This is a genomic window from Parapedobacter flavus, from assembly GCF_035818675.1.
In the GTDB taxonomy this organism is placed as follows: domain Bacteria; phylum Bacteroidota; class Bacteroidia; order Sphingobacteriales; family Sphingobacteriaceae; genus Parapedobacter; species Parapedobacter flavus.
Genome location: NZ_JAYKZZ010000015.1, coordinates 231204 through 258182, shown reverse-complemented (window position 1 = coordinate 258182; position 26979 = coordinate 231204). Strand labels below are relative to the sequence as shown.

The following is a 26979-nucleotide window of genomic DNA, read 5'->3' as shown; positions in this document are numbered from 1 at the left end:
TCGGCGAAGCGGTTGATCAACCGGTAGAACAGTCGCGAGGCCAACCGATTCCAAAAAGACGTCGCACCCCGCTCCGGCTCCCGGCGGACACCGCATACTACCTCGTAGCCTTCGGCCCATTTATCCACCATAGCCGGTATGGCCTCCGGCGGATGCTGCAGGTCCGCGTCCATGCACACCACGCAGTCCGCATACAGGGCATGGTCGTAACCTGCCTTCAGCGCCATCTGCTGGCCGAAATTACGCGAAAGGCTCAGGTAATTTATCCTCGGATGGGTCGCCGAAAGCGTTTTCAGCACATTCAGCGTACCATCAGTGCTACCATCATCAACGAAGATAATGCGGTAATCATACTCCTTAACAGCGTTTTCCGTACGTGAAAGAAACGGATGGATGTTACCTTCTTCGTTGTGGCAGGGGACAATAACTGTGAGTTTCATGTTTCGCTTCATCTTATCAATCGATGTAAGGATTTATGAGTAAAGCACTTCGGCTGACAACTATGAATTTGGGAATCAACACATAATCTCAAGCCAAGAAAAACTAATAGCAGTAACTCACAAACCAAGCTTACTGATTATCGGGCACTTATGATGGTCGGCTTAATTTAAATCGCACTCTATGGGTATCAACGAATCGGAAACTATTGATAATACAATGGAATGGTCAATTAGGAGATGAAAACTAGTCGTTGTCAAATCAACGCAGATGTAGAAAGCACTAGTCAAGTGTATTTGATGAGTTCCATCTAAATCTAACCACACTCACTAAAATTCTGTTTTCCCCCTAAAAACCAGTACCCGTGGAGGGCCTTCTGCATTCGAATACATGGTCACCTTCTGCATAAAATACCCAGGATATTCCGTATCGTAACGAACGGTGACAAACGTAGAATCCAAAGGAAAAACCAATCCAGGTTCCCAGTTACTTCCCGCACAATTGCAATCAGGCACCACTCGCTCTATCGAAAGAGGTACATCTCCACTATTAATAATCTTAAACGAAACCTTCAAAGAATCACCGCTCTTCACCCTGCCCAGATCGATAACTGGATTAGCAATCGTGATTTCCGCAAATTCCGAGGTGTACCCGGTATTTCCCTCATTTCCTTGTCGGCAACAAGAAAAACACATCAATACCATAGTGATGGACCATATGGATATTGTACGATGCAGCATCTGATTAGGGAAATTCCAATTTAAACGTCACCAATACCGGATTATCTCCCGGTTTCAATTCTGGAACCAAGGCATAAAACTCCGGAAAATTCTCACGCACCAATTCATTGAACAAGACACGGTCTCTAACATAGTCTGCATATTCAGCTCCAAGATAGGTAATAAAAGTATCTTCTCCCAACAGTCCCAAAACAGGCCTATTAGAAATCGGGAAACCAAGCCGCAACGGTTTCAGTACCTTTTTCCCCTGCACCGTATCCACCGAATTCCTGTTGCAAAAAGCGGAAGGTATCACAGACCGGCCGTCCAAAAAATTAAACGAAATCACATGCTCCGTTTCTGCAAGGCGGTTTCCCAGACGTGAATAGTTATATACCTCGTCCGTATTATATGCCTCGTACGATGTGCGCATGGGCAGCGGAAGCGCCTTTTCCCCAAAATCAAACACGTATTTGGGATAGATTTCCTGATTCGCTGTCAATTGGAATACAGTATCCGAAAGCGTGGGATGGAAAAGTGCGCCATCGACGTTCCCCAATAAAAAACTATGGTCGGGCAGCATCACGTTAAACGCTTCAGGAAAAGGAAATAGTCTATCCAGTACACGGCTATTCTCATCCATAACGATCAGGTTATTCAAACCCGAAACATCGTTATTGTTTTGATTGATGAAGTAATGATAGCTATCACCGATCTTCACAAACGAACTGGCAAAGACATTGGTCTGCATTGTCCGCAGGTAATTACCCTCCAGATCATATTCCATCACAGCCTTTTCGTTATTGCTCAGCAACAGAAGTTTGTCTTCCTCGGTGTCGAGCAGAAAATCCATCAGGGTGGTGAACTCGCCGGGGCCGCGCCCGATATTTCCAATCGATCGGATATATTTCCCCTCTTCCGAAAAAACCTTCAGGGCGGCAAACCGCCTATCATGAATATAAAACCTGCCCTTATGAAATACGACCTTGTCAATATGACTCAGCAGGCTATGCTCGTTCGTTTCCAACGGGATAAAAGCGATCTCCTTGATCAGTTCTTTGTAGCTTTCCACGGGCTCCATTGCCGCCATATCAATAACGTATTGGTCCCCGTTGTCTGTATAGATTGTTCGACTCCGTTCACTACTGCACGACGTGCACAACCAAAATACGGCAACAAAACCCAGTAAGTGCGCCATATAAGATAGCCTAAATCGGCCCAAACAATAGAGCTCTCGAAGCGATGCGCGCTGCAATATACTTCTTTTCATACTGAACAAATGATTGAAAAATTATAAAAACTGCATCTGTCGTTTATGTTGAATTCATGTAGTCGAAGAACAGCAAAGAAACAAGTTACATTTTGTTGTCTTTGAAATCCACCAAAAGTGCAACTTGTATAATAATGCTAAAAAGTTACAACTCAAGAACAGCGACTATCACATTCTGCGTCGACTTCTGCTTTTTTCTCATTATATATGGAACCACAGTTCCCTTCAGGATTACAACTGGGGTCTGAACCTTCAAAGCATCCTTTGATTTTCCCAAAAACATAAGTGACTTCATGGCCCAATGCATCTAAACAACATACTTTGGTACAATTTACCTCCTCTAGCTTATAAAGTGTCTGTTCTGAGCCAGAACCGGAACCAGAGCCAGTTCCTGTCCCCGTTTGTCCAATCAACGGTTGCCCAAACAGGCTCGTTTCTCCTTCAAAATTCGTGTGAATGTTGAGCATAAATGCAAAAACAAACACCGCCGCTGCGATGGCACGTACTGCTGTTAATCTGATTCTTTTCATGATTACATCATTTAATGTTTAAAATTATCGTGTTAATAAATCCATAAATACAAACCTAACTCCACGCCGAAGCATACTGCCAAGCGAACACTGCGATGTACAGGGAATAAATACCCATCACCAAACGGCTATCCACCGGGAAACGGAAGATATGCAGCTTACCTCGGCTCAATACGTAATGCGATAACGCGAAAAACAACCCGATACCACCGAGGTAAAGATACCTGTCGGCTATAAGTACACCACGCGCCATCGGTATGATATGTAGTGCCAACGCTAAGTTGATCGTCAGAAAACCCAGCCCGAACAGCAACGTCTTCCAGCCCCGCTTCCAAGCCGACACTACGAGCACACCGAAGCAGGCCACTACCAACGGATAAAACCAGTAAAACAGCGGCAACGCTTCTCCCGGTTCCATCGGAAACGCATACCAATAATTCAGTCGGATCGGAAGCAGGCTCTTATACAGATACTCGGTAAATGCATAACAGGATAATACCAATCGCTGCCATACGGGATAATATTCATTGGCCAGTTTGGCCGCAAAACCGCTCTCCTGTGCCTGTAGGCTCACCAAGGCCATACCCAAGGCCGATAAAAAAAATGGCAATATAGACATCCAATAGCGACGTCTCTTTAAATCAACCCCCGTATATCCATCTATTAGCAGCAAACAGGCAGGGAACACCACCGCCTGCTCCTTACAGCCGAACGCAAGGACGTAGAACAGCAGGGTCAATGCAAAGCCCGTCAACCGTCCGGCTGACCGGTAACGCAGGTAGCTGAGCAACGCCAACAAAAAAAACAGGGTATACAACAAATTTTTCGATGCCGAAATCCACGCGACCGATTCTACCTGTACCGGATGTATCGCAAACAACAGTGCCGTAAAAAATGTGATAAGCCGCATCTTGTTGGCATCAAGCGGGCTATCGACAACTAAACGGCGCGCCGACAACAAGCGCCCTACAAATGCATACACCAACATGACATTGATCACATGAAAAACCAAGCTGAACAGATGATACCAGAACGGTGCAAGCCCGAAAAAACGATAAATCAACGCATAGTACAGCGTATTGAGGGGCGAATACTGGCCGCTGTAGAAGTGCGTGAAATAATGCCGGATGGTTTCCCAATCCAAGTTCCATACAGCGGGGTTCTCATATAGCATCCAGTTATCGTCGCCACTCCGCTGTGAGAAACCATGGAAAAGTGCGGGATAAAGTACCAGCACGGAAAGCCCTGCGAGCAACAGATAAGGAATCCCTCCTGCAACGGTCGGCAAGCGATTTTCCATGATTTTGACACTCAATTCCATAACTGGTTTATCTTCCTCACAATGTTACTACATATCGCGGACGCCTACAAGTCCACATGTCCGCTGTTTATTATTTCAATCGTCCCAGCGATTATTTCCATCCTTTCAGGCATTATATTGACCATCCGGGTTATTTTCAACGTATTGTTGTGCGCCGGCCATCGCCCGACTGATCGCATTTTCGCGCACCATAGTGGTAATATCTGCACGCTGCTTCCGAACCTTCACGTAGAGCCTCAGGTGTAGGAAAAGAAAAAAGGCAATAGCTAGGTAAATCACCACATCCACTCCCCGCTCCACGCCGACCCATTCCGCCAACCGGTTACTGTAGTCGGGATTGATAATCAATAAAATAGCCACCACCGTGGCGATTGAAACCAATACTTTCAGAAAGACCGGTCGTTTGAAACTCGAAAGCCCCAAAAAACCCAGTCCAAGGGCCGATAGGCTAAGTATAACCTGAATAATCGTCATGAGCGCAATATTTTATGGATGATCAAATCTTTCAAAACAAATAGGCTGTCGATATTCCGCTGTCCTTTTTGTAGCGAGTACCCGGTATACGAAATCTTAACGGGGCGCTCACCAAAAGTGAGCCGATTTGCTTTCATATTCAGGAGCAACTCCGTCGCATAGGCCATCCGGTTCTCCCGAAATCTAAATGCAGGGACGGCATTGGTGTTAAACACGCGGAGACCATTGTGCGCATCGGTCATCCGGATACCGGTAAACAGGTAATTGACCCAAATCGCGCCCTTGAGGATGATCTTCCTGCTCCAAGGGACATTACTCCCCGCCGTCATAAAGCGGGAACCAAATACCACATCCAGTTTTTCTCGTCTGAGCGCCGTAATCAACCCGACGATGTCATTTTCATTGTGCTGGCCATCTGCATCAAAAGTCACAAACGTATCACCACCCATCCGGGCGGCAAATTCAATACCGGTCTGCAACGCTGCGCCTTGCCCCAAGTTTACCCCATGCCGCACATAATACACCGGCAAATCGGCGATATCTCCTTCCAGCGAAGGGTCGTTGCCATCATCTACGACAACGATGTTTAAAGGGAGGCGAGAGAGCCGCTCCACCGTTTTGCGTACCAGGTCTACATCCTCGTTAAAAACGGGTACAATTACATAACTGTTATCCATCCTTCAGAATTTTGAATACGGTAAACTGCCGGTTATGGAATACTTCAACCAACTTCGTCGGGAACCGTTGCCGATACGCCTCGACGGTATCGGGATCTATTTGGAAATAACTTCCTTTTCCATGATCTAAAACCATGTAATCGCCAGCCATGATCACGTTCTCGATATAATCATAAATCATCGCCGAACGCCTTTCGGCAAAAAACGTCAATGCCCTGGGTCGGAAGAAAACCACCACGGCATCGCTATCGGTATATTCGCGGATATACTGGAACATTTCTTTGGATTGTGCTGTATACGGACCTTCTGTTACCGCTGACCGATCAATACGACCTAGGTGGACGTAAAATCCGATCGCGGTGACGACAACCGCAACCGCGGCAACCGAATAAGCGAATACCAAACCCTTGAATAGGTAGGTCGAAAAACGGACCAACCCCTGGATGTTGAAATACAAGATGAAGGGAAACGAAAGATACAGGTAACGCAATTCGTGAAACGGCCAGATAATAAATACAGCCAGCAGCCCTATTAGGAATATGCTGATCGGCAGATCCCTGCAGAACCTCGAAAATAACCCCAAAAGAAAAAGACCGTAAACCAGACTTTTCAGTGGCTGTGCCAAATAAGGGGAAAACAATGCACCATAGCCGTTATAAAGCCGCTCCAGCGATTGGACAACTGTCTGTGCCGACACAAGTTTAAGGTGGTTTACATGCGAAATGAAACCACTATCAAAGAAAGAAATGAATAACAGGACGAATACACCGGCACTGATATAGGGGATACCGATTCTTTTCCATACACCTATGGTAACCACCTTGGTCTGCAGCACCTGCCTGAGCTGGACCGACAGCAGCGCCCCGAAAAGCAAAACACCTTCGGTCCGAATGAAGGCTGCAAATGAAAGAACGATACCCATAACAATCATCAGCCTAAGTGTAGGGGATTGGCCATCATAGCGATCGATCAAATACAGACCCAACGCTGCGAAAAAAAGAAACGGCAATTCAGACAATACCACAGTTGTATGGTCAAAATAATAGGTATTGGCAAACAAGTAAAAGATAAAAACATGAAGCAGCACCACATTAAGTTTATTTTTGAATAACAGGTACAGCATGCCGAGGAATAGAAAAAAGAAGAGAATCACCAGCACTTTGAAGGCCACGATATTTGCACCGAAAAACAGATAGACAACAGATAGCAGGATTGGCCACCCCCATGGAGCCAGCACAGGTGAAAAGAATTCCGCACTGGAGGCTTTGATGCAAAACAGGTTATATTCAATCAGCCGGTCTACTGAATGTTGCGTCAATGCGCGTGCTTGACTGAAGTAAAAAGCAAAATCATCACCCCAGTTGTGGTCCGCCCGGATGCAGTAGAGGTATGCACAGCCCAATATGAGGTAGACAAGCAGGGGCAAAAGCCGGGCATATGTTTTGACAGATTGTAAAGACATTATTGTTTATCTCGGTGGTTAGTGTTATCCTATACAATGCTAAGAAGCATTTTCCACTAAGGCAAACCCCCAAACCAGCGCTTTTTTATTCAGGGCATCCCAACTAGTATATAAGCCCTCTCAGCTATTATCCGTACCGTTTGATTTATTATTTTGTGATCCTTCTTGTATGAGCCACTCGAGTTTTTTGATGGTAAGAGTGAACCGTATCTGTTCCCCATCTGTCATTTCAACCGTCCGATCGCGCGGGTGAATGCGTACAATATGTTTGATATTAACCAGTGCCGATTGGCTGATACGGATGAGATAAGGTAAATCGGCCTGGCTGGCCACCCATTTCAATGGTTTGGTTACCGTTATTTTGAATCCGTTTTCAAGGGTGATTTCGGCGTACGATGCCGATGCCAGGCAATAGCAAATCTGATCACAGTTTACAAAATCGGTTTTATCGGTGCTTCTAATGATGATTGTTTTAGTATCCATGTGCTTTCGTTTTTGATCGGTTTACTCATTTCACAATATCCGTCTGAAAGACAATCCTTTCCCCTTCCTCAAAATCAAACAGCGTCAGCTGCCGCAGCGTATAATACAGCTCCCAATACGTCCGCACGGCGCTGATGTAACCATTGCTGGCACTATCCTTTTGTGCCTGAGCGGCATTCAAGTCATTGATGGTGATCATGCCCCGCAGGAACCGCTCGATCTCCAGGTCGTAATTGCGCACGGCAATGTCGCGTGTTTCCTGCGCCACCGCCAGTTGCTGGCGATGCAGGTTCCAACGGGCGGTATGCAGCGCAATCTCCTGTTCCAGTTGCATCTCGCCCTGTTCGATCTGGCTTTCCACCATCGCCAGGTTGGCCTCCGCACGCAAGCGCTGCGTCTTGGCCAGCCCCCAATCCAATATGGGCACCGAAAACCCCACCAGCACATGCTGTTGGTTTTCCATCTGGTTGAACAGGCTGGGAAAAGTCGGCGCGGTGTTGGACAGCCCGAAGTTCGCCTGCACGCTGAACTTAAGCCCGTTCTGCGCCCGCGCTTCGGCCACCTGTTGCTCGCCTTCAAGCCGCTGCAGCCGGAAATCGATCACCTGCCGGCTGTTGGCCTGTGCATGGGCCAATGCGTCGTCAACAGGAATATCCATGAACTGCACGTCCTCCGGCACGGCCAGCCGCCAGCTTTGGTCGGTGGGCAACAGCAGGTAACGCGCGAAGCGCTGCCGCGCCAGCACGGCATCCACGCTGTCTTTCGTCACCTGGTTCTGCGCATTCAGCACGTTCAGCCGGAGCTGTAGCAACTCGCTCTGGGCCACCGTGCCGAGTTTGAACCGCTCCCGGGCGATGCCATGCAATGTATCGGCCTTGGCCAGGTTCTGCCGCGAAAGCTCCTGCCGCGCCTGCGCGGCCAGCATATCGAAGTAATGGCTCACCGTCTGTCCACCGATCGCTTCCATCCGGGTCACGAACGCACGGTCGGCCGACTCGAACCGTAGCGGCTCGATTTCTTTCTGCCATTTGAAGGGATTGTAACCAATGGCATTCTGGTAGTATGAGATGGATGCCGGAACCGACGAATACCGGATCTGGCGGTTGTTGCCGAACACATCGATGCGGTTGAGCGAGGAACTGACCGACACCACACCCCCCGTAAGGGCCACATTCTGACGGATGCCCAGGTTCAACGTGCTGTAGGCCTGGTTCTGCAACACGAACGTGTCCTCGCCCGTGGGGAGCGTGATCTTACTGATGGCCCGGCTGTAATTGGGTATGGTACCATCGAGGTAGAGCATCGGCCGGAATGAGGCCATGTAGTTCCGGTAGCTCCATACACTACTTTGGTAGCTATTTAAGGCCACCTTGTATTCAAACGAATGCTCTTGCGCCAGCCGGACGGCTTCTTGCAGCGTAATGGTGCGCTCCTGCGCCGAGAGGTGGCCGCCACCCGCAACGAGCAAAAAGATAACACCCTGTATTATGGTTCTGTTCATCATATATCAAGTTAATGGTTCGTTGGGGCGGCGCTTCCGGTACACCCACCAATAGAGCAAAGGCACGAAAAATAGGCTGACGAACAGCCCGACGACCATCCCACCGATCAGGGTGAGCGCCAGTGGCTGCTGCAATTCCGACCCCAAATCGTGCATGAACAGCGTCGGGGCCAGTGCTCCGATGCTCGTCAGCGTGATCATCACAATGGGCTTCAGCCGCTTATGCCCCCCTTCGTAGATGGCTTCCATAACCGGCATGCCCGCCTTGCGCAGCCGGTTGATGGCATCGATCTTCAGGATGGAGTCGTTGATGATGAGGCCCGACATCACCACCACGCCGATCAACGACATCAGGTTGATGCTGTTGCCGGCCAGGTATAGCGCGAGCAACGCGCCCGATATGGCGATGGGTAGCTCCACGAGGATAAACAAGGGCTGTACCAGCGATTCAAACTGCGCGGCCAATATGAAATACAGCAACAGCACCGACACCAACAGGATGAGTGCCATTTCACCAAGTAGCGCCCGGTTATCGAAGTAGGCCCCGCCGAAAGTCACGTCGAGCGTGGGGAAAGCCCGCTCCAGAAGATTGCGGATAACCGGGAGGTCCCTCGCCTCGCTATCGGTGTGGATGGCCACCGGATAATAGCGCCCCTGTGCACCGGCCGTGAGGTGGCGATAGCTGTTCGTCCGCGCGGTCTCCACTAAGGCCGACAACGGAATCGCTACGCCTTCGGACTTGCGGATAAACGAGCGGGCCAAGATGGCGCTTACATCGCGTTCGGCACCCGGCACCAACAGGATGGGTACCACGGCCTGCCCGCTTTGGAAGTGGTCGACCAAGGTGGGCCGGAAGGCCGACTGGATCTGCGCCGACAGCTCGCCGAGCCCCACCCCATAGCGTGCGGCTTTTTCGGCGTCGAGCCGGATGAGCACCTTGTCGTGGAGCGCCACCGGGCCGATGTGGGCGTGGGGCAGCGCCCGGCGCAGGGAGTCGACCAGGCGCAGCATCGCTTCGGGGTCGGGCATCTCCTGGCGCTCGCTTTCCGATACCTCCAGCCGCAGGGGCGCTATCCGGTCGGCAAAGACGGCCTCGAAAGCATTCTGCGCGGGGGCGATGTCCATCACCGCATGGGGGTACTGCGCAGCCACCAGTGGGGGCAGCTGGCGCTGCAAGGCCGTGGGGTCTGTGCCGCCAGCGGCTTGGATGTATAGGCGGGCCTGGCTTTGCCCCTGCCGCTGGCCGCGGTCAAACACATACTGCTGCTCGCCCACCCAGGCATGGATGGTGCCCATGCTGTCGCCCATACCGGCCAATAGCCCCTGCACGCGGTTCCAGTTTTCGGCGGCATCGATGGGCTCGTTCCAGTCGATCGAAACCGCGAAGTCGTCGCGCGTGAGCTCGGGCAAGCGCGTCTTATCCAAGGCCACAAACAGCCCGATGCTCACGGCGAGGAGCGCCACCACCACCAAACACGTGACCACGGGCCTGCGGAAAACAAGGGCGAGTCCTCCTTCGTACCAGCCCGTTACATGCACGCGGGCCTTGATTTCGGGCTCCGCACGCCGCCCGCCCGGCCGTTCGGGATAGACCAGCGTGTATAAGGGGGGCAGCAGCAACAGCGAAACCAACAGCGACGAAACCACGCCAACGATGACCGAAAGCGCCTGGTCGAAAAAAATCGCCCCCGCCAATCCGCTTAAAAAAATCAGCGGGATGAATACCGCACAGTTGGTGAGCACGGAGGTGAGCAGGGGCCGGATAATCTCATCCGTACCCTGGATGGCCGCCTCGGATACGGGCCGTCCCGCATCGCGGTAGCGGTTGATGTTATCGATGACCACGATGGAACTGTCGATGATCATCCCCAAGCCCAGGATGAGCCCCCCCAATGAAATGATGTTGATGGATATGCCCAGCAGGTAGAACCCCAGCTGGCTGACCAGCAGCGAAACGGGGATGGTGATACCGATGAGCATGGCCGGCTTCACCTTGCGGATGAACACCAGCATCAATAGCGCCGCGAAGATACCGCCCAGCCACAGGTCCTGCCGGAGGTTGCCGATGGCATAGTCGAGCAGCTCGGTCTGGTCTTGCGATACCACAAACGCCAGATCGGGGTAGGCTTGCCGCATCTGGGCAAGCAGTTCGCCGAAGTGCGCCTGGAGGTCTTCCATGCGGGCCGAGGGCTGCTTGATGATGTCGAGGTTGATGGCCCGCCGCCCGTCGCTATAAAAAGCACCCGTTTCTTCGGCGTGGGTGAGCGTCACCGTGGCCAGCTCACCCAGCCGGAATACCCGGCCGTTGATATTTACGGGAGTGGCCCGCAGGCTTTCCAGCGAGGCCACATCGGTGGCGAATTTGAGGAAATACCGGTAGTGGCCATCCGCCACCTGGATGTTGCCCAGACTGATCTCGTTCTCGCGGAACGCCTGGGTGAGCACCCCGCCGCCCAGGCCCAAGCTCTCCAGATAACCCGCCTTGGGCTCAATCTGCACCTGGGGCTGCATCAGGCCCGTGGCATCTACCATGGCCACTTCGGCCAGCTGTTCGATGCGCCGACTGATGGTTTCGCGCACGAACGTGCTGACGGCCACCATCCGAGCAGGCGTAACCAGGCTGTCGCGCGGCAATACGCTGAGCTGGAATACGGGGATGTCGTCAACACCCATCTTCACCACCAACGGCCGCTCGGCCTCGCGCGGCAGGCTGTTCATCGCCAGGTCTACCTTCTCGTTCACCTCGATGAAGCGCAGGCTGATGTCTGATCCTGCCTCGAAACGCACCCGGATCGTGGCGCTGCCCTCCGAGGCGCGGCTTTCTATCCGCTCCAACCCATGCAGTTGCAGCAGGCCGTTGCGGATCGGCGTGGCCAGTTGCTGCTCCACCTCCTCGGCCGACAGGTTCTCGCCCGAAAGCAGCACGATGACTTCGGGGATATCGGCCTTGGGCAGCAGCGACGTGGGCAGGTACAGGTAGGCGGTGATGCCCAGCAGCAATAAGGCAAAAAAACTGACCAGTACGGCGATGGGTCTATAGACTAAAAATCGGATCATTTCTTCGGTCGTTTGGAGATGTGGCGCTGCGGCCGCGCCAGCAGGCAGAGCGGAAGCAGCAGGTAAGCACCCAGGATGGAAAATAGCAGCCCCCCGATGGTCCCCGCCGAGAGCGTGAACCAAAATCCTTTTTCCTCGCCACTGATCATGAACGGCAGGAGGCTAAGGATGGCCGACAGCGTGGTAACCAGGATGGGCATTGCCTTGGCATGGAAGGCGCGGATAAACACTTCCCTACCCCGGGTAGCACCCGCGGGGCGGCCCCGCCGCAAATAATTGAAATCGTTGATGATATACAGGGCGGCATTCGTTACCAGGCCGCTGAGCAGGAGCAGCGACGCATACCCCCCTTGGTCGAATTGCAGCGAAAGGAAATAAAAGGTGAGGAAAACGCCGATGAACGAAAACGGGATCATCAGCACCACGGCAAAGGGCTGGCGGAACGACTCGAGCAGGATGGCGCAGATCATGTAGATGATGAGCAGCACCAGGGCCACGAGCCACAGGTGCGTGTAGTCGTCGCTGCCCCCGCCGAACCACCCGGACGACCGGGGCACATCCACGGCATACCCATAGGGCAAGGTCGGCCGGATGCTTTCCAATACGCGCTTCTTCACGATTTCGTTCAGCTGGTAGGTGCCGATGAACCGGTAGTGCACGTTGAGCAGGTACTCCTGGTTGTCGCGGATGATGGCGTCGCCCACCCGCACTTTGGCTACCGAAGACACGTCGGCCAGGCGCACCATCGTCGAGTCGTTCACCTGTAGCGGGGCGTGCATCACCGACCACACCGGGGCGGTGTTGCCCCGGTTGGTGTGCACCGCCACCGGTGTGAACACGCCGGGGGCCGACTCGACCGTGCCGATGAGGGCCGACCGCTCGTCGAGGGTTTGCAACGCCGCCCCCATGGCCTGCCGGCCGATATGGCGCGACACCAGGTACGTCGGCCGGTCGATGCCCACCATGAATTCCTCGTAGCGCCGCTGCTGCCAGCGCCCCAGTGTGCTAATCACGACATCCTGCACGCGCGGGTTGCGCAACAGCGTATCGCGCACCTGCAGGCCGATGGCTTGCAGCTGCCCATAATGGTAGCCCCGCAGTTCGATGGTCGAATCGAAGTTGTCCAGATCAATAGCATTGCTGAACCCACGCCCCACACCGTAAACGCCGAAATCGGCCGAACCCGATAAGATGGCACGGTTCTCCAGCAGGCGTTTCAGCCGATGGGGGAAAGCACCCTCGAAGCCCTTGTTGAAACGGATGCTGATGGCGGCGCTGTTGGCGCCGGAAACCCGGGCCTCGAAGCGCTCGATTTCGTCGGGAAACCGGGTTAAGAAGCCCTCGAACTCGCGCACCACGGCATCCATCTGGGGCAAGGTTGCGCCGTTGGGCATGGTGATGCGAACGAAAAGCTGCACGCGGTCTTCTTCGCCCCCGCCGCCGGAATTCCCCATGCGGTTGCTGGTATACAGGTATAGGGCTCCCCCGGCGTATTTATTCACTTTATCGCGCAGCACCTCGTTATAAAAGTTGCTACCAATGGTCTGGTTATAGGCCTTGGCCCACCACGACTCCCCCTCAATGTTTTGGGGGAGCATGAACAGCGGCAAGCCAAAACACAGGAGCATCACCAAAAGGCACAGCCACCGGAAGCGCAGCATGAAGGCCAGCTGCCGCCGATACCCCCTGCTGAACCGCACCACCAGCCGCTTGCGGCGGAAAAACAACTTGCCGGGCCTGATCGTTACCGGCAGCCGCTCCAGCAGGGCCGGGATAAAGAAATAGGCCACCGGCAGCGACACCAGTAAGTTGACGATGATGGCCAGGGCGAAGTCCAACAGGTTCAACCGCGCATTTTCCTCCAACAGGAAAATCACGCTCAGGGCCCCGAGGGCCGTCAACGTGGAGGCCAGGATAGCCGCGAAAATCCGGTTGCGGCCCGTATGGCGGATATCCTCCACGATGACGATCACGTTGTCGATGATCAACCCCAGCGAAATGGTGACACCCGCCAGCGAGTAGAGGTGTATCTCCAACCGGAAGAGGTAATAGAAAATGAGCGATACGGCCACGTTGACGGCCAGCGAGAGGACCACGATGAGCAGGTAGCGCCATTTGCGCGTAATAAGCATCACGAAGAGCAGGAGGATGAGCACCGAAAGGCCCGTGCGCAAATAGATCTTCCCCAGCTCTTCCTGGATGTACTCGGTATTGTCATAGACCAGGTCCAGGCGGTACCCGTCGGCCACCAGCTCGTTCGCTACCCCCTCCATGGCCAGCCGGATTTCGCGGGCCAGCTTGATGTTGTTCACGTGTGCTTCGGGGGCCATATTGATATACACCAGTTCCTCCCCATTGATGCGGTAGTGCGATGTGGGGGTGGTGTGCTGCATCGCTACGGTGGCCACATCGCGCAGGTAGAACACCGCTCCGTTGCGGCCCCTTAGCGGAAACCCCAGAAGGTCGTCTGCGCCGGCCATGCAGCGGTCGATGGCCAGGTCTACCTTGGCCCCACCCCACCGCACCACGCCGAGCCCTTTCACGGCAAGCCCTTCCTGCAGCTGCCGCTGGAAATCGGATAGGCCACTACCCAGCTGGCGGAGCCGGGCCTGGTCTACGTCCACCGCCACACGCGTGGGGCGTATACCGGTGATGTCTACACGATAGAGGCCCTTTATTTCAGCCAGCACGGGGCGGATACGTAGCTCGGCCACGGCGGTGATGCCCTCCGCGGCGTCTGGACCTCCGAGGGTATAGCCAATGATATCCCTGCCGAATGCATTGCTCGCTGCCGGCCGGTTTAAATAGACAACGGGATAGGATGCCGTCGCCGGCAGTTGGGGATATAATTGCCGCAGCACCGTGGTTGCCTCGAAGCGGAAAGTTGCCGGGTCGGTCCATTTATCCAACGATACGTGCACGTTGGCGGTGCCATGGCCCGATGTGGACCGGATATGCTGTACGCCATGCAGGCGCGCAAGCGTACGTTCAATGGGGTTGGTGACCTCCAGGTCGACAACCTCGGGCGAAGCCCCGCGCATGGCACATTGAACGGTAACGGAAGCATAACTCCTGCTGGGGGTCAACTGGATGGAGAGCTGCGGAATGAGTGCCAGGCCCACCAACCCCAGCATGAGGCAGACCACCAGGATGCTGAAGGCGGGGAACGGTTTGCGGGGGCTTTGGCTCTTCATCGGCACTAGGGGCATCCGGGTCGTTACTGGGCAATGATGGTAACCGGCTTATCGTGCGCCAGGTTGAAATTACCTTCGTAAATCACCTGGCTGCCGGGCTCCAGGCCTTCTTTGATGGCATAATGGGTACTGTTTTCATGGCTGATCTCTACATAGTTCCAATACGCGGTCCCACTGTCCGTGGCCGTAAAGACGACCTTACGGCCCTGGCGGTCGAGCACCGCTTCCTTGGGCACCACCAATTGGTCGCCCCAGTTGCGGGACACCGCCACGCTCACCCCCATGCCATCGATCAATCCGCCACCTTGGTTTTTAATCACGGCCTTCACCAACACCATGCCCGATTTGTCTACCTGTGGGTTCACACTCGTGATCTTGCCTTCATACGCCCTGTCCTTTTCACTGAAAGCCGTTACGCGTACGGAACCGGCATGCCGCACGAAATCGAGCTCCTGTTCCAGCACCGCAAATTCCACGTGGAGCTCGCGGTCGTCGATCAGCGAACACACATATTCCAACCCGGCCGTGGTATTGTATGGTTTCGCTTTCAGGTTGGCTATCTTTCCGGCGAATGGCGCATATAGCTGGGTATGGTGCACGTCCTTTTCTGCTTTCCGCCATTCGAGCAGCGCATCGCTGAGCCCGCTGCGGAGGCGGGCCACCCGCTTCACTTCCTCGTCGAGTGCGGCCGTGTCGGCAGGTCGGTACCCCAAACGGAGGAGCTGGTCTTCATAATCCATCACGGCCCGCTGCCGCCGGAGGGCGGCCTGTTGCAACGCCTGCTGCTGCACTTCGTCGTTGAGTGTGGCCAGCAACTGGCCGGCCTGCACCCTGCTGCCCTCGGTAACATGCAAACGCTCCACCAAACCATCCACGCGGAAACGCAAGTCGGCCTTCTGGATCGCGCTCAATCGGCCGTTGGCCATCAGCTCCTGCTGGAACGGAACTTCCTCCACCGTCACGGTTTTCACCTCGGTGGGTTGTTCTTCAGTTTGTACAACCGCCGCAGATGCGGGCGGTGAATCACCGGCAGAAGGTGATTGCCTACAAGAAAACATCATAACACCCCACAACAAGCCGGCGGATATTAGGGGTATCCGATAAAAAATGAACTGTACTTCCTTCACGGTTTATTCATTGGTTTAACTTCAAAAATCACATCAATCAAGGCTCCAAATACGAACGGTGCCTGCTGATAAATTTACTGATTGTACCGCAAACATAAGAAGACCTACAACCAAATTCCAAACTTTTACTACCAAAGCCAACTTTTTTGCAACAAACCAAGGATAATCTGCTATATTTATCGGCCGTCGTTCAATTAAAAATGGCCTACCAATTCGATTAAATTCTATTATGCAAGCCCAATCGACTAATAAACTGTCTGAATTCAACTGGTTTAACTGGTACACACCAAAAACAAGAGTCGTCTGCCACGTCATTTTTTGGCTTCTGGTGCTTTTGTTTTATACCCTTAACTATCGGCGCATCGCGAAAGATGTGGCATGGGTATTCATCCTGAAAGACATGATCGTAGTCCTTACCATCTTCTACGGCACTACCTCTTTCGTGATTTCCAATTGGTTGCTGAAAGGGAAGTGGCTACTTACCTTCTTTTGGGTGGTGTTCGGATATCTTTTGTGGGCAGCCGGTACATACGCGGCTTGCTTTATCATTGTCAACTATTTCCCCGCATCCGGGAATTATTTGAAGTTCTTTTTTGACCTTGTTCTTTCCAATGGCCCCCTCGGCATGGTGTACCCGCACAACGTATCGGTTTTAGCACTTGATTATGTATTTCTCGTTACGCTACCGCTATCGCCCAAGCTCATGAAATCGCTTATGGAGCAAAGTTACCGGGCGGCCAAGTTAGAACAGCATAGTCTTCAGCTCGAACTCGATTTCCTCAAATCGCAAATCTCGCCGCACTTCCTGTTCAACACGCTCACCAACATCTACCAAATGGCCAAAGAAAGTCATGCCGATACACCTGAAACCGTTCTTCGGCTGGCCCATTTAATGCGGTATATCCTACATGAATCGAAACAAGAGCTCATCCCGATAAGGAACGAAATTGATTTTCTGCAAAACTACATCGAACTGGCCCGCATTCGCTACGAAAAATCGCTTCCCGTTGTCGTAGAAATCGTTGAGCCACAAGAGCCCTACACCGTTGCCCCGCTCCTGCTTATCCCCTTTGTGGAGAATGCGTTCAAACATGGTCCCAACAGGAGCCTGCAGAACGCTTGGGTAACCATCTCACTTGCTGTGGAAAACGATCAGCTGGTGCTCACTGTTGCCAATGGTCTTAACCCCCTGGCGAAAGCACCCCCCCAGAGCGGTATTGGTCTGGAAAATGCAAAGCGGCGATTGATGCAGTACTATCCCGAAAGGCACGAGTTGGAAACCGACACACAAGTCAATAAGTATCAAGTAACCTTAATGTTAACGTTAAAATAATAAAGTATGATGAGCTGCATAGCCCTTGATGATGAACCGCTAGCCAGGGCACATTTGGAGGACAGTATTCGTAAAACGCCCGACCTCGATCTGAAAGGCGTCTTTTCCAATGCTGCCGACGCTTGGCATTTTCTAAGCAAACACGCCGTTGATGTGGTTTTTACGGATATCGCCATGCCTGATATGGACGGCATCTCGTTACTGAAAAGTATCAAGAACCCACCTCTATTTATATTTGTGACCGCAAATCCCGATTACGCGGCAAGCAGCTATGAGCTCGATGTATTGGATTTCATTGTCAAACCCTTTGATCATGGCCGGTTTCTGAAAGCCGTTGGTAAGGTCAAAGCCTTTTTTCGCCAACCGGAAGGTAAAAGTAACGAAGCGTTCTTTCTGACGGTGAAAGACGGCTGCTACAACCTGATCCTGCAACGGGATGAGATTGTCTATTTAAAGGGCGAAAAGGAATACACCCGGATCGTTGTCGACGACAAGAAGGAATATCTAATACACAAAAACCTGGGCAAAATGGAACTCTTGCTGCCAAAGGACAGCTTTATGCGCGTACAAAAGTCATTTATCGTGAACCTACACTACGTACGGTCGGTTGGAACATCCGAAATCACGATGAAAGGCAATATCGATAACATCCCCATCGGCCGGCAGTACCGCGATGAATTATTCAAGCGATTTGGACTTGGTTGAGGCGTTTGGCTGTAGCGTGGTAGTATTTAGCGAGAAAGTGGTAGACCGTCAATTCATGCGTGCGCTGATCGGAAAAAAACAGCCTGTTGAGGAACATGTGACACAGGCTTAATAACAACTGTTGCTGCGCTCGGCGTGTGCCCATTTGTCCGACGATCCGCTGTAGAGCATCCCGTCGATAACCGAGGGCGACATGTACCGATTGATGGGTTGTTTCTTCATTTAAAAACGCCTCCAAAACAAGCCGATGTTCCCTGTAACGGAGGTCAAGTGATCGTTGCCGTTTCTTATCCATCGCAAATTCCTCATAAAAGGCTAATTTCCAAGCGTCAAGCCATCTCTGCTTGGTTACCGTATCGAGCCCGAAAGCAGCAAGCAATTGTGCGACTCCGGCCATCGCGCTGAGCCAACGCAACCGTTCGCCTTCTGGACCCAAAAACAGGGGTAGCAATTGTAAAATACAACAACTGTCTATATGGAAAATGGACTCACAACTTTCCATCGTATCGAATCCGTAGCGTTCCAATTCCCGCGTGTAGGTATCGTATACCATGCGTTGCACCTGTCTACTTGCTAGCAATGGCATGATATTTTCGCCAATATGCTTGGCCAATTGCGGGAACATCCTTGCGTCCGCTAACAGGAATCTGATCCTAAGATGCGGTTCGGGATCGTGATAGCGGACAAAGAACCACTTTTCGATCGATTTCGCATCAACAAAAGTTTTCACGAGCGGAGCAATGTTATTGGACAAGATATCGTCAGCATCCCGCTCGCCGCAATAAAGTTTCAGATAAACCCACTCGGATCCGGGCGGGAAATCACGTTGGATGTTTACCATAGCGTGTGGTGCCGTTTTAGAAGCTCGGATGGTAGACCCGGTTTTAAAGGGAATGATTGCTTCATTTGCATAGCGTAGGTTATCCTGATCTACCACGGGACTTTGGAATTCATGGAATAGCGATTCATACAATTTCAGATTCCCCTTTTTCAGTCGATCCACCAGCACCTTTTGAGCGACAGGGTTAGCGAGGTCGAGAGGAAGCTCGTTATCGGCATCTGCTAAGAGCGTATGCTGGGGTAAATCGAAATCCTTTTGTAAACGACACGCAACCTCCTCATAATCGATGTTCGGAAATTCAGCAAGGAACGATTGTGGGATATTCCATTGCGCACGACATAGGATAAGGTGTTTGTAGCTGATCCGGGGTAAGAAAGGAAGGGATTTCATTGTTCCCCAATCCCAGGAAATATCCAAGGCATTTGTCTGGTGCTGGAGGTCGCACAGGAATTGATAAGCAGTGATACCGAAACGGTAATTGTGCGCACTGCTTAACCGGGGCTCCACCACTTTACCCAACCGCAGCGAACGCAACACAACCCGCCCGTCCCGTACAGTTACCAAAAGGTCGGACAACGGTAGCTGGAAGTCGCTATCTACTCCGCTTCTTCCAAGTAACGGAATCTCGTACCGCCTCAGTGCAGGGCGCTGCAAGATATTCCCCATACGCTCTTTGGGAAGATGGACGACCTCAGCTAATATAACATCGGGGCATGCTTGCTGTTCCGCGGTAGCACAAGCGACAATCTTGTTCCTTAGCTGGGTGTCGAGATGGGAAAACCGGGCCATCAACGGAAGGGCTGACGGGCCGGCACAGGCTAGCAGGTTGAAACGGAAATCGTCTTTATTGCCGGACGTGCCGACTGATTGCAGTAAATTGCCAAACATATAGCCCGACAGTGGTAACGCGTGGTCGGTCGACTTAGCAGCGATACCTTCAATGTGATCAGCGTCCAGCATAACCTCACGTACGGAAGTCCCCATACCACGCCAACATCGTCCGAGGATTTGGTGTGCAAACGGCAAATGCCCGTCGGCGCTACCAATATGGTGGCTCAACGCCAAACCCTTCAGCAACGGACTATTCTCCAGATACTGGCCATTTTTTTCCCCGTAGCCAATACCACGGTCTTGGTCAAGTGCTTCCATCAAAGGTATTTCCATATCACCATACCGAGCGACAAAACGTCGTCTGAACATTAGCAACGACGGCGGAATATTTACCCGGTTTAACGGCAACAATTGATTGATTTCTTTTAGAAGGGTATCTACCATTCCCTTGTCCAACCGGTTTTGGTGCGCAACCACTCGCGAATCCGCTTGTATAATATCTTTACCTGTCCAACCGTGCAGGAGTGTACCTAATGATGCCTTGGTGGCCGAAACCGTGGCTCGAGCCGTTGCGCATCCATCCCGTATATGGTGCATTTCCTTGAGGGCGGTGACCAGCCGATGGTTGGGGGCGGAAGCCATTATTTTTTCGAAAAGTAGCTGAAAATGGTCGCCCCCCGTTACGGCGGGTTCCAGATCCGGAAGTAGCAGCTGTTCATCCACCAAGGTATTCAGATATGATGCGGCCCTATCGGCCGGTATGCCCATCACTACCAGCAGGTCGATTAACCGACTAAAAGATTGGCTTTCTTTCGCGTGCGCAATAATAGCGAGCAAAACAGGTGTCTTAGGTACCCGCACCCACCTGTACGTACGTTTATTGCCGACATCTTGGTATTCTATGTAGCGAAATTGGCTTTCCAGCTCATATAAGCTTTCGTTGCTTCTAAACCGTAAATTATAGCGCAACGATCGGTCTTTCAATGCTTGCTTAGACAGGTACACCGTTAAACCCATATCAAAACGGAAGGAACAGGCTTGATGTCCCGTCAGACCGATTTCAGTTCCATCACCGATCTCGCCCAGCGCGATTCCCGAGAACTTCCCGAATGGCGTCGCCCTCATCGCCATTCGTGACACATACTTATACATTGTCGTAAGGATGCCAAGCGGAATGGGCTCATGGCACTTCAAACATCCGTCGAGTAACGACGCAAGTTCTTCGCTGGCCAGAAAAATGGCATCCTGCAACTCGGGGTGGTCAAAAAGCTTCCGGAAATAGGTATCGAGCGCATCTACTGTATTATGGCTATTGAGGTTTCCCAAAGTCTTCAACGGAAGCCTGGGTACTCGTAGCAGAAAGAAATCTAACGCCTCCATGCCCTGTTCTTTACGCGTCATCTTTCATTCCGCGCAGTGATAATTTGTTGAATACATTGATTGAACATGTTCAACGAAACGGGTTTGGGAAGTTCATAGGGCGAATGCAAGAGATGGGCATCAGCATAAAGGTGCAAGGGTATTGCCGATATGACGACAATGCTCGAACCCTTTGGCAACATGCCATAATGGAACCCCCGGGCGATGCCCGGGGGGATGACGAAATCCAGGAAGATAATATCCGGGGTAACGTCTGTTAACAATAGCCTGAATTGCTCCAGTTCTTTTGCTACACCGACAAGCCGTAAATCCGTTCTGCTCGAAATGCAATCTTTCATCATCGCAATCGACTGCGGTTCATTCTCCACGATGATACAATCGTACATGCTATGCAGCTATTCGCGCCCGGTCGGACATCATCCGTTCATCAGTCCGGTTGTTGTCGTGGTAAACGTTATACTACTACTGGTATCCTCGCCCCATAAAGGCTGCCCCTCCCGCGTCTGTTGATGGTTTACACTGCAAATGATTTCTTTGTCGACGCGTAGGTACTGCTCGATTTGTTCAATGGTCAATTTTTCCATGCTTAATTCAATTTTACGTAATGATAAAACAATCGGTTTTATGCTAAATTGCCCATTGGAGGGTTATCGGAAAAATTTAATCAACCAAATGGAAACATTTTCACACCAAACGACCGATTCGTACCAGAACGTGCAATTTTGGGACATTGCTTAATTTCGTTGACAGAAAACCAGATTTCATGGTAAATGTCTAGGCGCAAACCACGGCCGATAGATCCGGGTAAGATGTTCACCCGCTGGCCATACCGTGAAACGATATGGGTAGCATTTACTCATACGCGGCAAGCAAATGCTTCCTTACCGTCCGTGTTTACCTTTTACCGGCAAGTGTTTAATTGTATCCGGTCCGCAAGGTGACCGATTCACTGACGCTCCGGCATACCCGCCGGTACCTTGTCAATCAATTTATTTTTGGCTCCTTCTTGCTTGATCAAATCAAATGCGTCATAAAGTTCTCCGGTGGCCAAATAAGCCTTAAAAGATAATTTCTGGGGAGAGACATCAATGATTTGAAATAATTGGGTGTAGATTGCCGATCGATCCATCCAAGATTTTTTCTCCACGTGGCTACCGGTCATCTTCGGACCGCTTACCGAAACCACATACATGGTTCCCGATGTTTTTCCGTTGTCATCCATCGGGATCTTGTCCATCCCCCGCGCATAGGTGTGGTCGTGGCCCTGGAGCACCAGGTCAACTCCATAACGGTCGAAAAGCGGCTTGAATGTTTCACGCATCCGCTTGTTATCCCGTGTGCCTTTGGGTGAATAGATGGGATGATGGAAGGTCAAGACCGTCCAGGTATTGGGGTTATGCTCCAAAATGCGCTCCAGCCATATCCGCTGGGTTTCCAAGTAATGGTCTGATTCTTCGGCTTGGTCCGAATTAAGGGATATAAATCTTACCCCCTGCACATCGACAAAATAACAGGTTTCCTCCAATCCTTCGGGGCCGTTTAGTGGCAGATTAAACTGGGGTCTCCAAAATACCGATGCGGCCCTTTCTCCATTGGGTAAGTCAACATGGTCGTGGTTGCCGGGCGAAGGGAGTCCGGGGATCATGCTGTGGATGAATCCTCCAGCCGCAAACCAATCGGCCCATTCTTCATCTCGGTTTGCACGGTTGATGAGATCACCGGCATACAGCTGTAACCGGGCGTTCGGCGCTTTCGCGAATGCCTCCCGTACGACGCGCGACCACAGCGACCGGATATTTACCTGCACGTCGCCGAAATAGATAAACTGGAACGGATCTGTCGGCTTATCACTGGCGGTAACAAAATGGAACCATTCACTCCAATGGTTTCCTCCACCGACCCGGTACGCATATTTGGTATTGGGAATAAGGTCGTCGAAAATCAATGAATGGTAGTTGGGCGAAACGGCATCCCCTAGGTTCACCCGCTCGGTTGCTGCTTTTTTCCTAATCGCCCTCGCTACGAAACGGGGATCCGCATCGGCGACGGCGAGCTCTGCAAAACTCGCTTTCACTTGACCCGATGTTTGCCAGTTAATCGCAATTGAGGATGCCAGATCTTCCGTCACATTTAAAATAATACGCCGCGGCAGGGAATCGGTCAGCTCCTGACCAGCGGCCGGCAACCAATTGCAGGCAGCTACAAGAAACAGAAGGCTAACGATACGTTGTTTGCTTTTAGCACGCATTGGATACGAAAGTAAACGTTGAACTTTTAATTGAATTAATATCCCCAAAGGTATCTCGTTAACCCCTCCGGCGTTTATACCAAATTGGCTGGCTATTGTAGGATGTTAGCGAAGTAAGTCAACTGAGTAGGCGCTTTGGCGGAATTTGGCGCAAATTCACGCCAATTTACGCCAATTTACGCCAACATGATTCCCGTTGAAATTGCATGCATTAATTTGCTTCAATGGTTGATCCGTTGAGAAACAAAGTCTGTACGTTGTTCAAGTTTGTCCAAGTTTGTCCAAGTTTGTTCAAAAATTTCCCAGCCTTTGCTTTTCTCTTCAATTTGTCCCTGCAAAACAAAAGTCTTTCATATGGAAATCAAACAGCACCCAATCCGGGCAGGCCCCGGAAACAAAAACAACGGCTACGGTCGGTCAGCGCCAACCGACCTTAGCCAACATGAAACAGGCGAATGTAAACGATGGGAAGGAACCATCAACGTAAAATCAAGGAAATACAACAACATTAAGAAAAATGAAACCGAGATGTAAATGTTATAGACACAAAAGGCAATAATTATTTACATCGAGCGCTCATCAGCAATTAAAAAAAATAAAAAGATGAAAACACCAAAATTAATTACCAACTACAGTGGCCTAAGCGACACAGACCTCGCATCTTTGGCCACACGCACCGTAGACGCATTGCAAACCAATGCTAATTTCCCCGATCTCAATCCACCTTTTGCCGAATATGAACCCGTAGCACTGGACTATGTAGCCAAGCAAGCCATTACGGCCAACGGGCGCGCCAGCGGCAAACAGAAGGAGGAGAAAGACGAGGCCCGGGAAGCCCTGCTTGTGATGATGCGACGTACCACAAGTTATATCAACAACTTCACCCAGATTAGTTCCGTCCAGCTGAGCTCCGGATTCTATCCGGTGCAAGACCGAAAGAGCGGTCGGGAACCTGATGCACCGTCGTGGACGCACATCCGCCAGTCAAACCGGCCAGCCGAAATTCTGCTGGGCTTTGAGCCCATCCGCGCAGCGTACCAGTACGAGATGCAGATCGCAACAGAACTGGATGAACAAGGCCAACCGCTGTGGCAATCGCTTCCACTGGTGTCCGATTCACGGCGCAACTATTACGCACCGGTAGAAGACGGCGTGCGTTACCATTTCCGCGTACGTGCGACGAACCGACATGGCGTAAGCGCCTGGAGCCCGGTAGCCACCCGAAAAGCGTGGGTGGATTAATGGGATAACGTGGTAAGAAGCACGTTCTTATACGCGGGATATCGCATGAAGCGCGGCGGTTCTGTTTTGAACCGCCGCGCTTCTTTTTTGATACGCAGGATAAAACGCTTGTTATCCAGCGGGATAAGTTAGTTCCGCCGCGGGTGTATTTTCAAGCGCGGCACTTGAAAACAGTTTTGACTAGGAACAAACTTGTTATGCGGCGAAACAAAGTTGTAATGCGGTAGCACAAACTTGCTTCGTGGCCGAATGGGCCTCTCACGACGTACAACAGGTTTAATATACGGCATTTGTGTTTGCAAGCGCGGGGCGCTAAAACTGCTTTGACGGAAAACATGGCTGTTATGTGGCGCCACAGGTTTGTACTACCGCACTTGTACTTCCTGGCGCGGCATTTGAAAACAGTGTTGCCCGGGAAGACTATTGTTATGCATAGGAACATGATGCTTATGCGGCCCGACAAAAATATTGCGGTGTATATGAAACATGTGGCCGTGTACAAGAAAAAACAAAAACAGCGAAATCAAGATCCAAACGAGGCGCGTAGCTTCGCCAGCCCCGATCCCACCAACGAAATCACCAACGTTCCCACAACAATGATCATATTCGCGTGCAGCGGATAGCGCAGGTAGCTGTATTGGTCGGGAATGAGATAAGAAAAGGTCATCCAAAGAATAGCCAACACCCCCGCAATGACCGCGATGACCGCATCGTTGTTATTGGCCTTTTTACTGATGATCCCCAAAAGGAACAGGCCCAACATGCCACCGGCAAAAATGCCCGAAAGTTCCCACCATACATCCAGGATGCTTTGAACGCCGATCATCCCCACGCCCGCTACCATGCCTAAAACACCAAATACGGCAGTGGCGATAAATAACATCCGTAGCGATTGCTTGCTGGTGCTGCGTGGGCGGATATACCGTTTGTACACGTCTTCGGTAAACACCGTGGCCGAGGCGTTCATACCCGAGCTGATGGTGCTCATCGCGGCGGCCAGGATAGCGGATATGACCAAGCCCAGTAGTCCTACGGGCACCATATTGACCATGAAATGAGGCATTACCTTGTCGCCATAGTCCGCGGCCGTTAGCGTAGCTGCAAGAGCGCTGAGCTCGCTTTGGGTGGCTCCGGTAGGCAACCGTTCTGCCGCGGTTTGTAGCTTGATGGTATCGGTCAACTCGGGATTTTGGGCGTAGTAGGCATATAACGCCGACCCAATAATGAAAAAAAGCAAAGAGATGGGAATGTAAATTTTGACGCACAACCACACCGACTTTGCCGCTTCCCTGGCCGACTTTGCCGTGTGGTAGCGCTGCACATAGTTCTGGTCCATGCCGAAGTTATTGAGGTTGATGAAAAAACCATACAGCAGGATCACCCAGAACGACGGCCCTATAAAGTCCGCGTCAAAGCTACCCAGGCTGAACTTCCCATCGGCCATGCCGATATCGACCATACCCGAAACGCCGCCATCGATGTGGGTGAGCACGAGGTATAGCACCAACAGACCGCCAAACGTGAGTAGAACGCCCTGTACCACTTCGGTCCAGATTACCGCCTCCATGCCACCCATTACCGTATAGATAACGATGCAGATGCCCGTAACAATCATGATGGTAGTCATATCGAATCCGGTAAGTGCCTGCAGGCTGAGGGCGATACCAAAAAAAATAGAACCCATCCGTGCCAACTGCGTAAGCAGAAAACATACCACAGCGTACGTGCGGGCCCAAGCCCCGAACCGGTGCTCCAGATGAGTGTAGGCAGAAATGCCGCCTGTCGTGCGATAAAAGGGCACAAAGTATTTTACGGCGGCCCATGCGGCTAGTGGCATGGACAGGCTAAACACCAATGAATTCCAGTTCGCACCGAATGCTTTTCCCGGTACGCCGAGAAAGGTATTACTACTGAGAAACGTGGCATATAGCGAAATGCCCACTGCCCAACCGGGAATCATCCCCGAGGCTTTGGTGAATTGCTCCGAACTCTTGTTTTTCCGTGAAAACCAAATGCCCACGAATAACATGGCCAAGAGATAGACGATGATGACGGAAATATCAATAAGGGGAAGATTGTTCATTTGGATTTATTTTGGTTATTCCTCTCAAAGGAACAAAGATAACGGCTCAAAAGCATAAGTCGC

22 protein-coding genes are annotated in these 26979 nt (G+C 51.6%); 4 read left to right on the top strand and 18 right to left on the bottom strand.

All coding sequences use genetic code 11. The features are described 5' to 3' along the window. From U9S71_RS13295 to U9S71_RS13240, 13 genes are all read right to left on the bottom strand, one after another. On the bottom strand, positions 1-440 hold a 440-nt coding region (locus U9S71_RS13295; protein ID WP_326327995.1), incomplete at its 3' end, for a glycosyltransferase family 2 protein. Between the two features lie 327 nt (positions 441-767). Then, complete coding sequence (locus U9S71_RS21080; protein WP_436410328.1) at positions 768-1133, bottom strand: DUF1573 domain-containing protein; 366 nt, start codon at positions 1131-1133, stop codon at positions 768-770. A 49-nt stretch (positions 1134-1182) separates the two neighbouring features. Further along, positions 1183-2427 carry a DUF4934 domain-containing protein gene (locus tag U9S71_RS13290; protein WP_326327994.1) on the bottom strand — a complete coding sequence of 415 codons (1245 nt, stop codon included), beginning with the start codon at positions 2425-2427 and terminating at the stop codon, positions 1183-1185. 152 nt (positions 2428-2579) lie between these two features. Continuing rightward, positions 2580-2957, bottom strand: a complete 378-nt coding sequence (locus U9S71_RS13285) for a hypothetical protein (protein WP_326327993.1) — start codon at positions 2955-2957, stop codon at positions 2580-2582. Positions 2958-3012: 55 nt separating this feature from the next. After that, a complete protein-coding gene (locus tag U9S71_RS13280; RefSeq protein WP_326327992.1) occupies positions 3013-4278 on the bottom strand; it encodes a hypothetical protein in 1266 nt (421 codons plus the stop codon). A gap of 105 nt (positions 4279-4383) precedes the next feature. Beyond that, positions 4384-4752: a DUF2304 domain-containing protein gene (locus U9S71_RS13275; RefSeq protein ID WP_326327991.1), complete on the bottom strand. Its 369-nt coding sequence runs from the start codon at positions 4750-4752 to the stop codon at positions 4384-4386. Continuing rightward, positions 4749-5429: a glycosyltransferase family 2 protein gene (locus U9S71_RS13270; RefSeq protein WP_326327990.1), complete on the bottom strand. Its 681-nt coding sequence runs from the start codon at positions 5427-5429 to the stop codon at positions 4749-4751. The genes U9S71_RS13275 and U9S71_RS13270 overlap by 4 nt, the downstream gene beginning before the upstream one ends. Further along, complete coding sequence (locus U9S71_RS13265) at positions 5422-6891, bottom strand: hypothetical protein (protein WP_326327989.1); 1470 nt, start codon at positions 6889-6891, stop codon at positions 5422-5424. Before U9S71_RS13265 ends, U9S71_RS13270 begins: the two co-directional genes overlap by 8 nt. Before the next feature lie 120 nt (positions 6892-7011). Continuing rightward, positions 7012-7374 carry a LytTR family DNA-binding domain-containing protein gene (locus U9S71_RS13260; RefSeq protein WP_326327988.1) on the bottom strand — a complete coding sequence of 121 codons (363 nt, stop codon included), beginning with the start codon at positions 7372-7374 and terminating at the stop codon, positions 7012-7014. 25 nt (positions 7375-7399) lie between these two features. Beyond that, positions 7400-8878, bottom strand: a complete 1479-nt coding sequence (locus U9S71_RS13255) for a TolC family protein (protein WP_326327987.1) — start codon at positions 8876-8878, stop codon at positions 7400-7402. A 3-nt stretch (positions 8879-8881) separates the two neighbouring features. Further along, positions 8882-11932 carry an efflux RND transporter permease subunit gene (locus U9S71_RS13250; RefSeq protein ID WP_326327986.1) on the bottom strand — a complete coding sequence of 1017 codons (3051 nt, stop codon included), beginning with the start codon at positions 11930-11932 and terminating at the stop codon, positions 8882-8884. Then, positions 11929-15126 (bottom strand): efflux RND transporter permease subunit, encoded by a 3198-nt coding sequence (locus U9S71_RS13245; protein WP_326327985.1) that lies wholly within the window; start codon positions 15124-15126, stop codon positions 11929-11931. The genes U9S71_RS13250 and U9S71_RS13245 overlap by 4 nt, the downstream gene beginning before the upstream one ends. A gap of 23 nt (positions 15127-15149) precedes the next feature. Beyond that, positions 15150-16187 carry an efflux RND transporter periplasmic adaptor subunit gene (locus tag U9S71_RS13240; RefSeq protein ID WP_326327984.1) on the bottom strand — a complete coding sequence of 346 codons (1038 nt, stop codon included), beginning with the start codon at positions 16185-16187 and terminating at the stop codon, positions 15150-15152. Positions 16188-16482: 295 nt separating this feature from the next. On the opposite strand from U9S71_RS13240, the gene U9S71_RS13235 reads away from it, so the two are divergent. Both U9S71_RS13235 and U9S71_RS13230 read left to right on the top strand, forming a co-directional pair. Further along, positions 16483-17586 carry a sensor histidine kinase gene (locus tag U9S71_RS13235; protein WP_326327983.1) on the top strand — a complete coding sequence of 368 codons (1104 nt, stop codon included), beginning with the start codon at positions 16483-16485 and terminating at the stop codon, positions 17584-17586. 6 nt (positions 17587-17592) lie between these two features. Beyond that, positions 17593-18291, top strand: coding sequence for a LytR/AlgR family response regulator transcription factor (locus U9S71_RS13230; RefSeq protein WP_326327982.1), 699 nt, complete (start codon positions 17593-17595; stop codon positions 18289-18291). Here the strand turns inward: U9S71_RS13230 and U9S71_RS13225 are convergent. The 4 genes from U9S71_RS13225 to U9S71_RS13210 all read right to left on the bottom strand — a co-directional run bounded on the left by U9S71_RS13225 (position 18269) and on the right by U9S71_RS13210 (position 23591). Further along, positions 18269-21364, bottom strand: coding sequence for a lantibiotic dehydratase (locus U9S71_RS13225; protein WP_326327981.1), 3096 nt, complete (start codon positions 21362-21364; stop codon positions 18269-18271). The genes U9S71_RS13230 and U9S71_RS13225 overlap by 23 nt on opposite strands. After that, a complete protein-coding gene (locus U9S71_RS13220; RefSeq protein ID WP_326327980.1) occupies positions 21361-21729 on the bottom strand; it encodes a response regulator in 369 nt (122 codons plus the stop codon). Before U9S71_RS13220 ends, U9S71_RS13225 begins: the two co-directional genes overlap by 4 nt. Positions 21730-21759: 30 nt before the next feature. Continuing rightward, positions 21760-21927: a hypothetical protein gene (locus U9S71_RS13215; RefSeq protein ID WP_326327979.1), complete on the bottom strand. Its 168-nt coding sequence runs from the start codon at positions 21925-21927 to the stop codon at positions 21760-21762. 362 nt (positions 21928-22289) lie between these two features. Next, positions 22290-23591 (bottom strand): purple acid phosphatase family protein, encoded by a 1302-nt coding sequence (locus U9S71_RS13210; RefSeq protein ID WP_326327978.1) that lies wholly within the window; start codon positions 23589-23591, stop codon positions 22290-22292. 354 nt (positions 23592-23945) lie between these two features. Between U9S71_RS13210 and U9S71_RS13205 the strand changes: the two genes are divergently transcribed. Together U9S71_RS13205 and U9S71_RS13200 are read left to right on the top strand one after the other, a co-directional pair. After that, a complete protein-coding gene (locus U9S71_RS13205) occupies positions 23946-24125 on the top strand; it encodes a hypothetical protein (RefSeq protein WP_326327977.1) in 180 nt (59 codons plus the stop codon). A gap of 69 nt (positions 24126-24194) precedes the next feature. Next, on the top strand, positions 24195-24833 hold the full coding sequence (locus tag U9S71_RS13200; RefSeq protein WP_326327976.1) for a fibronectin type III domain-containing protein: 639 nt from the start codon (positions 24195-24197) through the stop codon (positions 24831-24833). 523 nt (positions 24834-25356) lie between these two features. Here the strand turns inward: U9S71_RS13200 and U9S71_RS13195 are convergent. Beyond that, complete coding sequence (locus tag U9S71_RS13195; protein WP_326327975.1) at positions 25357-26916, bottom strand: sodium:solute symporter family protein; 1560 nt, start codon at positions 26914-26916, stop codon at positions 25357-25359. Positions 26917-26979 lie beyond the last annotated feature (63 nt).